The organism is Cellulosimicrobium sp. I38E (assembly GCF_001647255.1).
GTDB classification, from domain to species: Bacteria; Actinomycetota; Actinomycetes; order Actinomycetales; family Cellulomonadaceae; genus Cellulosimicrobium; species Cellulosimicrobium cellulans_E.
The window spans coordinates 195,858-207,135 of record NZ_LUAZ01000001.1 but is presented as its reverse complement, the minus strand read 5'-3'; the positions used below and the strand labels follow the sequence as shown (position 1 = coordinate 207,135).

Sequence of the window (11,278 nt, the reverse complement as noted above, 5' to 3'; positions counted from 1 at the left end):
TGGTCGCGCACGACTACCCGGGCCTGCCGGTGGCTGGACACGTGCTCTACTCTTCCCGCATGAGTGACAGCGCGGTCGACTCCTCCGTCAGCTCCCCCACGATCGAGAACCCCGAGGTCGTCGTCGTGGGGGCCGGCCTCGCCGGGCTCGTCGCGGCGACCGAGCTCACCGCGGCCGGGCGGCGCGTCGTCCTGCTGGACCAGGAGCCCGCCGCGAGCCTCGGCGGGCAGGCGTGGTGGTCGTTCGGCGGCCTGTTCCTCGTCGGCTCGCCCGAGCAGCGGCGCATGGGCGTCACCGACTCCGCCGAGCTCGCGTTCGACGACTGGCTCGGTTCCGCGCGGTTCGCGCCCGGCGCCGACCGCGGTGAGGGCCCCGACCGCCACGGGTACGCCTGGGCGCGCGGCTTCGTCGACTTCGCCGCGGGCGAGATGCGCGGCTGGCTGCACGACAAGGGCGTGCGGTGGTTCCCGCTCGTCCAGTGGGCCGAACGCGGCGGGTACCCGGTGACCTCGGGCGCCGACGGGACGGCCGCGGGAGGCCACGGCAACTCCGTCCCGCGCTTCCACGTCACCTGGGGCACCGGGCCCGCGATCCTCGAGCCGTTCGTGCGCGCCGCGCTCGACGCCCGCGCCGCCGGGCTGCTCGACCTGCGGTTCCGCCACCGCGTCACGTCGCTCGTCGTGACCGACGGCGCGGTGACCGGCGTGCGCGCGGAGGTCCTCGCGCCGTCGGACGTCGAGCGCGGCGCACCGTCGTCGCGCGAGGTCGTCGGCGAGGTCGAGATCGCGGCGAGCGCCGTCGTCGTGACGTCGGGCGGGATCGGCGCCAACCACGAGCTCGTGCGCTCGCGGTGGCCCCAGACGGCGGGCCGGCTGCCCGCGCGCATGCTCTCCGGCGTCCCCGACTCGACCGACGGGCTCATGATCGGCGTCGCCGCCGACGCGGGCGCCGCGCTCGTGCACGAGGACCGCATGTGGCACTACCCCGAGGGCATCGCGAACCACTCCCCCGTCTGGACCGACCACGGCATCCGCATCCTGCCCGGCCCGAGCTCGCTGTGGCTCGACGCCGACGGCAACCGGCTGCCCGCGCCCCTGTTCCCCGGGTTCGACGCGCTCGGCGCGCTCCAGCACGTCGCCGAGCGCGGCGACGACCACTCCTGGTTCGTGCTCAACAAGGCGATCATGGAGTCCGAGTTCGCGCTGTCCGGCTCGGAGCAGAACCCCGACCTCACCGGCAAGGACGTCAGGCTGCTCGCCCAGCGCGTCCTGCCGCGAGCCGTCGGACCGGTCGCGCGGTTCGCGGAGCAGTCGCCCGAGTTCGTCTGGGCCGACACGCCCGAGGAGCTCGCGGCCGGGATGAACGCGCTCGTGGACGCGACACCGGGCTCGCGCGGCCACGTCGACCCCGACGCCCTCGCGCGCATCGTCCACCTGCGCGACGAGCAGGTCCGCACCGGGCTCGGCAAGGACCCGCAGGTCGTCGCGACGGCGATGGCGCGACGCTACCGCGTCGACCGGCTCATCCGCGTCTCGCCCCCGCGCCCGCTCACGACGCCCAAGGACGGGCCCCTGCTCGCCGTGCGCCTGTCCGTGCTCACGCGCAAGACGCTCGGCGGGCTGTGGACGGACACCTCCGCGCGCGTGCTTCGCCAGGACGGCACGGTGCTGCCCGGGCTCTGGGCGGCGGGCGAGGCCGCCGGGTTCGGCGGTGGCGGCGTGCACGGCCACCGCGCCCTCGAGGGCACGTTCCTCGGCGGCTGCCTCTATTCCGGCCGCGTCGCGGGCCGCTCGCTCGCGGCCGAGCTCGGCTGACCCCCGCGAGGTAGAGGCCTGGTCGGCCGAGGTAGAGGCCTGGTCACGGGAGGTAGAACCGTGGTCGCTGAGGATCGTCCGTCGGCGTCGGTCGCGCACGGTGCCGCGGCGGGTAGGGTCACCGAGCATGAGCGTGCACGACGACGCGCCCCGAACCGGGCGACCCGCCCCAGCCTCGGGCACGGGACCGGTCAGGCACGACGATCCGGCCGGTCCGGGTGCCGTCGAGCAGCCTGGCACGGACCCGGCGGCCGCACCCCCCGACGTCGCCGCGTGCGAGCGCGTCTTCCGCCGCAACGGGCTGCCGCTGCTCGTCGAGGGGCACTCGCTCGACCGCGACGTGTTCGGGCGGTCGGCACCGTTCCTGCTCGTCGTGCTGCTCGCCGAGCTCACGGGCGCGATCCGGTCCGGCTGGCCGGCCTGGGCCAACGCGCTGGCGCTCCTGGGGGGCGCCGCGATCGTCGCGGCCGCGTACGCCGGCCTCAACGTGCTTCGTGGCCGCCCGTGGTCGACCCTCCCCCAGTCGGTCGGCGTGCCCGAGCTCGCGTTCTTCGTCCTCGTGCCCGCCCTGCTGCCCCTCGTGTTCGGCGGGCAGTGGGACGAGGCACTGCTCACGGTGGCGGGCAACCTGGTCCTGCTCGGGGCCGTGCGCGTCGTGGTCGGGTACGGGGTGCTGTCGTCGCTGTGGTGGGGCCTCGCGCGGGTGGTCGACGAGCTCGGCGCGTCGCTCCTGCGCCTCGTGCGACTGCTGCCACTGCTGCTCGTCTTCTCGCTCGTGCTGTTCTACAACGCCGAGGTGTGGCAGGTCTTCGACCGCACCCACGGCGTCGCGGACATCGTGCTCGGTGCGTTCTTCGCCCTGCTCGTCGTGGTCTTCGTCGGCCTGCGCGTGCCTGGGGAGGCGCGCGAGGCGCTCGCGGAGACCGTCGCCGACATGCCGGAGCACGAGCGCGCCGCCCGCTTCACCCCGCGGCAACGCGCGAACCTCGCCGCGATGATCGCGACGAGCCAGCTGCTCCAGGTGCTCGTCGTGAGCCTCGGGATGGGCTTGTTCTTCATGGCGCTCGGCACGCTCACCGTGACGCCGGAGGTCATGGCGCTCTGGGACGTCGACGGCGGCACGTGGGAGCGTACGTTCTCGCTCGCGGGCGGGGGTGGCGTCGGCGGCGCGGACCTCGTCGTCACGCAGACCCTCCTGCGCGTCTCGGTCGCGATCGCGACGTTCACCGGTCTGTACTACGCGATCTCCGTCCAGGTCGACGCCGTCTACCGCGAGGAGTTCGTCGACGGGATCCAGACTCAGCTCGCCGACGTCGTCCGCACCCGCTCCCGCTACCTCACCCTCCTGGACAGCCGCGAGGTAGAGCTTCCGGTCGCGAGGTAGAGCGCGCGGAGCTCTACCTCGCGGCGGGAGCCTCTATCTCGCGGAGCGTCGCGCGAGCGCTGCCCGGATGCGACGGAGAAGCACGTCAGGTTCGGCGAGGTCGTTCCACGTCACCCGCAGCACGAGCCAACCGGCCTCCACCAGCGCGTCGTGCCGGGCCTTCTCCGCGAGCAGCCGTCCCCGCGGGTCGCCGTACTCGCCGCCGGAGTACTTGACCGCTCCGTCGAACTCCACCGCGACGCGATGCGTCGTCCATGCGAGGTCGAGCCGGTACGAGCCTCGCCAGGTGGTCACCGCGAGGTTCGGCTCGGGGCGCGGGAGGCCTGCGTCGACCACCAACCAGCGGACCAGGCTCTCGCCCGGCGACTCCGAGCGCGCATCTGCCTCGGCGAGCACTCGACGCGCACGTCGCACGCCACGTCCACCGGCGGCCGCCGCCAGAGCCGCCTCGACCCGACGGACGTCAGCGCCCGCGCGGAGCCCCGAGTCCGCGACCACGATGCCCGCCACCGGGCTGAGAGAGCGCGCGCAGTCGACGATCGTGCGCTCCAGCGAGGTGACCGGGAGGCCGTCGAGCTCGCCACGGTCGCTCTCGGGCAGCGACGTCCAGTGCCTGCGGAGACCCGGGTCGGTCCGGCGCACGGACGGGTTCCCGAGCTGCGTCACGTGGACCTCGTCCGCGAGGCGCCAGGTCCACAGGCCGTGCAGGACGGCGGCGGTCGAGTGGCTGAACCAGTAGTCCGTCGTCAACCGTCCCGAGAGCGCCACGGCGCGCGCGACGACGGCCTCGCGCCGACGCTGTGCCGGCGAGGCCGCCGGGTCCGGCGGGGCCGCGTAGACACCCTGACGCACCCGCACGAGCGTGCCGCGGCGGACGCCTGCCACGATCTCCGCGCGCCGCTCCGTCGAGAACCGGACCACCGACGGCAACGGCGCAGAGGCGCACGGGTCGTCGTGACGCCCGGGCGGACGCCGTGCGTCCCGGGGACGGCTCACCGTCCGACGCGCCTGCTCGACCTCGTGCTCGTCCGTGCTCATGGGCACAGACTGTCCGAGCAGGCCGGCCACAGCCAGGGCTGGGCAGGGGCCTGTGGAAAACCGCTAGCGGTATGCGCCAGTCTCGTCACCGGCCGCGTACCGCGAGATAGAGCCTCCGGTCGCGAGGTAGAACACACGGGGTTCTACCTCGCGACCGGAGGCTCTACTTCGCGCGAGGCGTCACGCGTTGGCGACGAGGCCGAGCTCGGCGACGCTGGGGAGGCCGGTGTGCGTCGGGACGACGCGGACCGTGTACCCGAACGGGCCGGAGGCGTCGAGCACGACGTCGCCGGCGAACGCGTAGCGGCCGGCCTCGTACGTCTCGGCGAGCGCGAGCGGCTCGGCGGTGAACTCCTCGATGACGTCGGCCTCGCTGACGCGGCCGTGCACGACCTGCACCTGCACGTCCTCGGGGCGCAGGTCGCCGAGCGACACGTACGCGCGCACGGTGAGGCGGTCCCCGACCTGCGGGACCTCGCCGATGCCGGACGAGTCGACGTGGTCGACGCGCACCCGCGACCACCCGGACCGCACGGACTCCTTCCAGTGCGCGAGCTCGCGCGCCGGGGCGAGCCCGTCGGCGGCCAGCGTCCGCCCGGCCGCGGCGGCGGGCGCGTACAGGCGCGTGACGTACTCGCCGACCATGCGCGTCGCCTGGACCTTGGGCCCGAGCGTCGCGAGCGTGTGGCGCACCATCTCGAGCCATCGGCCGGGCACGCCGTCGGTGTCGCGGTCGTAGAAGCGGGGCGCGACCTGCTGCTCCACGAGGTCGTAGAGCGCGGCGGCCTCGAGGTCGTCACGACGGTCCGCGTCCTCCACGCCGTCCGCGGTGGGGATGGCCCAGCCGTTCTCCCCGTCGAACCACTCGTCCCACCACCCGTCGAGGATCGACAGGTTGAGACCGCCGTTGAGCGCCGACTTCATGCCCGACGTCCCCGACGCCTCCAGCGGGCGCAGCGGGTTGTTGAGCCAGACGTCGCAGCCCGGGTAGAGCGACTGCGCCATGGCGATGTCGTAGTTGGGCAGGAAGACGATGCGGTGGCGCACCTCGGGGTCGTCGGTGAAGCGCACGAGCTGCTGGATGAGCCGCTTGCCCTGGTCGTCCGCAGGGTGCGACTTGCCGGCCACGACGAGCTGCACGGGGCGCTCGGGGTGCAGCAGCAGCGCCTTGAGCCGCTCGGGGTCGCGCAGCATGAGCGTGAGCCGCTTGTACGTGGGCACGCGGCGCGCGAAGCCGATGGTGAGCACGTCGGGCGACAGGACGTCGTCGACCCAGCCGAGCTCGGCCGGGGTCGCGCCGCGCTCGCGCCACGACTTGCGCACGCGGCGGCGTGCCTCGTCGACGAGGCGGCCCCGCATCTCGCGGCGGATCGCCCACAGCTCGCCGTCGCTCACGCCGCCGTCCCCGGCACCGCGCAGCCAGCCCGACGACGCGGCGTCGGCCGTGAGCTCGTCGAGCCCGAGCCGGTCGGCCTCGAGGGCCGCGAACGCCGGGTCCACCCAGGTGGGCGAGTGCACGCCGTTCGTCACGGACGTGATGGGGACCTCGCGCGCGTCGAAGCCCGGCCACAGCCCCTCGAACATGCCGCGCGAGACCTCGCCGTGCAGCAGCGAGACGCCGTTGGCGCGACCGCCCAGGCGCAGGCCCATGACGGCCATGTTGAAGACGGTCGGGTCGCCGCCGTCGTAGTCCTCGGCCCCGAGCGCGAGGACCCGCTCGACGGGCAGGCCGTCGACCGCCATGTCGCCGCCGAAGTACTGCGTGACGAGGTCGCGGCCGAACCGGTCGATCCCGGCGGGCACGGGCGTGTGGGTCGTGAACACGGTCGCGGCGCGCACCGCCTCGAGCGCCTCGTCGAACGTGAGGCCCTGCTCGACGAGCTCGCGGATGCGCTCGACGCCGAGGAACCCGGCGTGGCCCTCGTTCGTGTGGTAGACCTCCGGCTCGGGCGCGCCGGTGAGGCGCGACCACAGGCGCAGCGCGCGCACGCCGCCCACGCCGAGCAGGAGCTCCTGCTGGAGGCGGTGCTCGCCGCCGCCGCCGTAGAGGCGGTCGGTGACCTTGCGCGCGGCCTCGTCGTTGCCGGGCACGTTCGAGTCGAGCAGGAGCAGGGGCACGCGCCCGACGGCCGCGACCCACACGTGCGCGTGCAGCGTGCGCCCGCCCGGGAGGGCGAGGGACACGCGCGCGGGCGTGCCGTCGTCGTCGCGCAGCAACGTCAGGGGCAGGCCGTCCGGGTCGAGCAGCGGGTAGGTCTCGACCTGCCAGCCGTCGCGCGTGAGGGACTGCTTGAAGTACCCGGCGCCGTACAGGAGCCCGACGCCGACGATCGGCACGCCGAGGTCGCTCGCGCTCTTGAGGTGGTCGCCCGCGAGGATGCCGAGGCCGCCCGAGTACTGCGGCAGCACCGACGTGATGCCGAACTCGGGCGAGAAGTACGCGATCGCGGCCGGGAGCGAGTCGCTCCCCTCGTCCGAGGCCGCCCGCTGCTGGTACCACAGCGCGTCGTCGAGGTAGTGCCGCAGGTCGGCAGCCGCCGCGCGCACGCGCTCGACGAACGCGCCGTCCGCGGCGAGCTCCGCGAGGCGCTCCGGGCCGAGCGCGCCCAGCAGCGCGACGGGGTCGCCGTGCGCCGACGCCCACGCCTCGGGGTCGATGCCGGCGAACAGGTCGCGTGTCGGGGCGTGCCAGGACCAGCGCAGGTTGTGCGCCAGCTCGTCCAGGTCGCGCAGCTCGGCGGGCAGCAGGGTGCGGACGGTGAACCGTCGGATCGCTCTCACGGGGACGAGACTACGGGGGCTCGGGCCGCTGCACACCCTCGCGCTGTCACCCGCACGTAACGCTTGCATGAACTTTCACCCGGGTGCGCGCCGCCTGCGCGCACGGACGTGCGACGCGCCGACCCCCGCTCCCAGGTGCCTGGCCCCCGGCGGCCTCGATACGTTGTGCGTGTGACGACGACCCCTCCGGCCCGCGCGCCGCACCGCTCGCCCGTCGTCGAGGGCGGCCGGTGGCCCGCGAAGGCCGTCGTCGGCGAGATGGTGCCGGTCGAGGCGACCGTCTTCCGCGAGGGGCACGACGCCGTCGCCGCCACGGCCGTCCTCGTCGCCCCCGACGGGACCGAGCGCACCGCGCCGATGGTCGACGTCGCGCCCGGCCTCGACCGGTTCCGCGCCACGCTGCACCCCGACGCGGTCGGCGACTGGTCGCTGCGCGTCGAGGCGTGGAGCGACCCGTACGGCACGTGGTCCCACGACGCGACGATCAAGATCGAGGCGGGCGTCGACGTCGACCTCATGCTCGCCGAGGGCATCCGGCTCTTCGAGCGCGTCCTGGCCGACGCCGTCCCCCTGCCGGGCGCGGACGGCACCCCGGGAGCCCGCTCCCCCGAGGACGCGCGCACGCTCGCCGACGCGGCCGCCGCGCTCGCCGACGCGAGCCGGCCCGCGCAGGCCCGGCTCGCCGCCGCGACGTCGCCCGAGGTGCGCGACGTCCTGCGTCGCGCGCCCCTGCGCGACCACGTGACGGCGTCGGCCACGTACGCCCTGCGCGTGGAGCGCCCGCTGGCGCTCGCGGGCGCGTGGTACGAGATGTTCCCGCGCTCCGAGGGCGCGCGGCGGCTCAAGGACGGTCGCTGGCGCTCCGGGACGTTCACTGCCGCTGCCCGCCGCCTGCCCGCGATCGCCGCGATGGGCTTCGACGTCGTCTACCTCACGCCCGTCCACCCCATCGGCACGACCCACCGCAAGGGCCGCAACAACTCCCTCACCGCGCTCCCGGGCGACCCGGGCAGCCCGTACGCGATCGGCTCGAAGGACGGCGGCCACGACGCGATCCACCCCGAGCTCGGCAGCGACCGCACGTTCCGCGCGTTCGTCAAGGAGGCCCGGCGCCACGGGCTCGAGGTCGCGATCGACCTCGCGCTCCAGTGCTCGCCCGACCACCCGTGGGTCGCCGAGCACCCCGAGTGGTTCACGACCCGCGTCGACGGCTCGATCGCGTACGCCGAGAACCCGCCCAAGAAGTACCAGGACATCTACCCGCTCAACTTCGACAACGACCCCGAGGGCATCTACGCCGAGGTCCTGCGCGTGGTCCGCGTGTGGATCGACCGGGGCGTCACGGCGTTCCGCGTCGACAACCCGCACACCAAGCCGCTCGACTTCTGGGAATGGTTGCTCGCCGAGGTACGCGCGACGAACCCCGAGGTCGTGTTCCTCTCGGAGGCGTTCACCAAGCCCGCGATGATGCACACGCTCGCGCGCATCGGGTTCCACCAGTCGTACACCTACTTCACGTGGCGCAACACCCGCGACGAGCTCGCCGAGTACCTCGAGGAGGTCTCGGGCGAGGCCGGAGCGTACATGCGGCCGAGCTTCTGGCCGACGACGCACGACATCCTCCCGCCGTACCTCCAGCACGGCGGGGTGGCCGGGTTCGCGGTGCGCGCGGTGCTCGCCGCGACCGGGTCGCCCACGTGGGGGATCTACTCCGGGTACGAGCTCGTCGAGAACGTGCCGCGCCCGGGCGTCGAGGAGCAGATCGACAACGAGAAGTACGAGTACAAGCCGCGCGACTGGGCGCTCGCCGAGGAGATCGGCATCTCGACGCTGCTCACGCGCCTCAACGAGGTCCGGCGTGACCACCCGGCGCTGCGCCAGCTCCGCAACCTCACCGTCCACCCGACGACGAACGACCAGGTGCTCGCGTTCTCGCGGCACCTGCCCGCCGAGCACTCCCCGACCGGCGAGGCCGACACCGTCGTCGTCGTCGTGAACCTCGACCCCCACTCCCCGCAGGAGTCGAACGTGCACCTCGACCTCGAGGCCCTCGGCCTCCCGGCGCTCCCGGACGGCCACGACCCCTGGGCGCCGTCGTTCGTCGCGCACGACGAGCTGTCCGGAGAGAGCTACGGCTGGGGACAGGACGTGTACGTGCGGCTCGAGCCGATGCGCCAGGTCGCGCACGTCGTGCACGTGAGGCCCGCATGACGTTCCCCCGCGACGCTCGTCCGGTCCAGATCCCGAACCCCGTCCGGGGGCCGGCTGCCGGCCCCGCCCCCGTGCCGCCCATCACCGCGCCGGTCCCCGTCGCGGCGCTCCCGCCGCGCCGCCAGCCGGCCGCGCCCGTCGACGCGCGCCCCGGCCTGTCCGACGACCCGGACTGGTACCGCACCGCGGTCTTCTACGAGGTGATCGTCCGTGCGTTCTCCGACTCCGACGGCAGCGGGACGGGCGACCTGCGCGGCCTCATCGACCGCCTCGACTACCTCCAGTGGCTCGGGATCGACGCGCTGTGGCTGCCGCCGTTCTACCCGTCGCCCCTGCGCGACGGCGGCTACGACGTCTCCGACTACACCGCGATCGCGCCGCAGTACGGCTCCACGTCCGACTTCGCGGAGCTCGTGAGCGAGGCGCACGCGCGCGGCATGCGCGTCGTCATCGACCTCGTCATGAACCACACGAGCGACCAGCACCCGTGGTTCCAGGCGTCGCGCGCCGACCCCGAGGGCCCGTACGGCGACTTCTACGTGTGGAGCGACGACGACACGCGCTACCAGGACGCGCGCATCATCTTCGTCGACACCGAGACGTCCAACTGGACGTTCGACCCCGTGCGGCGCCAGTTCTTCTGGCACCGGTTCTTCTCCCACCAGCCCGACCTCAACTTCGAGAACCCGCGCGTCGCCGACGCGATGCTCGACGTCGCGCGGTTCTGGCTGCAGATGGGCGTCGACGGGTTCCGGCTCGACGCGGTGCCCTACCTCTACGAGGCCGAGGGCACCAACTGCGAGAACCTGCCGCAGACGCACGAGTTCCTGCGGCGCGTGCGGCGCATGGTCGACGCCGAGTTCCCGGGGCGCATCCTGCTCGCCGAGGCGAACCAGTGGCCGCGCGAGGTCGTGGACTACTTCGGCACCGAGGACGAGCCCGAGTGCCACATGTGCTTCCACTTCCCCGTGATGCCCCGCATCTACTACGCGATCCGTGACCAGCGCGCGAACCAGGTCCTCGAGATCCTCGCCGACACGCCCGACATCCCGCCCGGCGCCCAGTGGAGCACGTTCCTGCGCAACCACGACGAGCTCACGCTCGAGATGGTCTCCACCGAGGAGCGCGCGTCCATGTACGGGTGGTACGCGCCCGACCCGCGCATGCGCGCGAACGTCGGCATCCGCCGCCGGCTCGCGCCCCTGCTCGACAACTCGCGCAAGGAGGTCGAGCTCGCGCACGCGCTCCTGCTCTCCCTCCCGGGCAGCCCGTGCCTCTACTACGGCGACGAGATCGGGATGGGCGACAACATCTGGCTGCCCGACCGCGACTCGGTGCGCACCCCCATGCAGTGGACGCCCGACCGCAACGCCGGGTTCTCGACCGCCGACCCCGGCAAGGTGTACCTGCCGCTCGTGCAGTCGCTCGTGCACCACTACGGCTACGTCAACGTCGAGGCGCAGCTCGAGCAGTCGACGTCCCTGCTGCACTGGGTGCACGGGATGCTCAAGGTCCGGCGCCGCCACAAGGCGTTCGGCACGGGCGACCTCGTCGCGCTCGAGTGCGACAACGAGTCGATCCTCGCGTTCCTGCGCCGCACCGACACCGAGACGATCCTGTGCGTCGCGAACCTGTCCGCGACCGCGCGCTCGGCCTCGGTGCACCTGCCCGGGCACGCCGGCGCGACGCTCACCGACGTGTTCGGCGGGGCCCACTTCCCCGCCGTCGACGACGACGAGCGTGTCGTCATGACGTGGGGGTCGCGCGACTTCTACTGGCTCGTGGTGAGCGACCCCGCCTGACCGTGCGGCTCACCCTCGGTCCAGGAACATCTCCGTCCGGGTGACCACCGCGGCGCGCTCCCCGCACGCGTCGCACGTGAACCAGTGCACGACCGAGACGCAGTGGCTCAGTCGCACCGGCTCCTCCGTGAGCGTGACGGCCGGGTGCGGACAGTCCATCGGTATCCCTCCTCAGCGCCCGTGGGCGTGTCCGGACAGTGTGCGCGCCGCCACCCACAGCGCCTCGTGCGGCGGGCGAGGCGCTCGCG

At 73.6% G+C, this 11,278-nt stretch carries 7 protein-coding genes; 4 read left to right on the top strand and 3 right to left on the bottom strand.

All coding sequences use genetic code 11. The annotated features are described in order from the left end of the window. Window positions 1-59: 59 nt before the first annotated feature. Together A0J59_RS00840 and A0J59_RS00835 are read left to right on the top strand one after the other, a co-directional pair. Window positions 60-1,814 carry an FAD-binding dehydrogenase gene (locus A0J59_RS00840; protein WP_064314936.1) on the top strand — a complete coding sequence of 585 codons (1,755 nt, stop codon included), beginning with the start codon at window positions 60-62 and terminating at the stop codon, window positions 1,812-1,814. Window positions 1,815-1,941: 127 nt separating this feature from the next. After that, entirely contained in the window at window positions 1,942-3,198 is a 1,257-nt protein-coding gene (locus A0J59_RS00835; protein ID WP_082918623.1) for a hypothetical protein, read from the top strand. A gap of 33 nt (window positions 3,199-3,231) precedes the next feature. Here the strand turns inward: A0J59_RS00835 and A0J59_RS00830 are convergent, their stop codons facing one another. After that, the gene (locus A0J59_RS00830; RefSeq protein WP_064314900.1) at window positions 3,232-4,236 is read right to left on the bottom strand and encodes a hypothetical protein; all 1,005 of its coding nucleotides are present in this window, start codon (window positions 4,234-4,236) and stop codon (window positions 3,232-3,234) included. Window positions 4,237-4,416: 180 nt separating this feature from the next. Further along, entirely contained in the window at window positions 4,417-7,017 is a 2,601-nt protein-coding gene (glgP, locus tag A0J59_RS00825; protein ID WP_064314899.1) for an alpha-glucan family phosphorylase, read from the bottom strand. 171 nt (window positions 7,018-7,188) lie between these two features. Here glgP and A0J59_RS00820 point away from each other — a divergent pair, with 171 nt between their 5' ends. Next, entirely contained in the window at window positions 7,189-9,228 is a 2,040-nt protein-coding gene (locus tag A0J59_RS00820; RefSeq protein WP_064314898.1) for an alpha-1,4-glucan--maltose-1-phosphate maltosyltransferase, read from the top strand. Beyond that, on the top strand, window positions 9,225-11,030 hold the full coding sequence (gene treS, locus A0J59_RS00815) for a maltose alpha-D-glucosyltransferase (RefSeq protein ID WP_082918622.1): 1,806 nt from the start codon (window positions 9,225-9,227) through the stop codon (window positions 11,028-11,030). The genes A0J59_RS00820 and treS overlap by 4 nt, the downstream gene beginning before the upstream one ends. 9 nt (window positions 11,031-11,039) lie before the next feature. On the opposite strand, the gene A0J59_RS21425 is transcribed toward treS, so the two are convergent. Next, on the bottom strand, window positions 11,040-11,189 hold the full coding sequence (locus tag A0J59_RS21425) for a hypothetical protein (protein WP_154798248.1): 150 nt from the start codon (window positions 11,187-11,189) through the stop codon (window positions 11,040-11,042). Window positions 11,190-11,278: the final 89 nt, after the last annotated feature.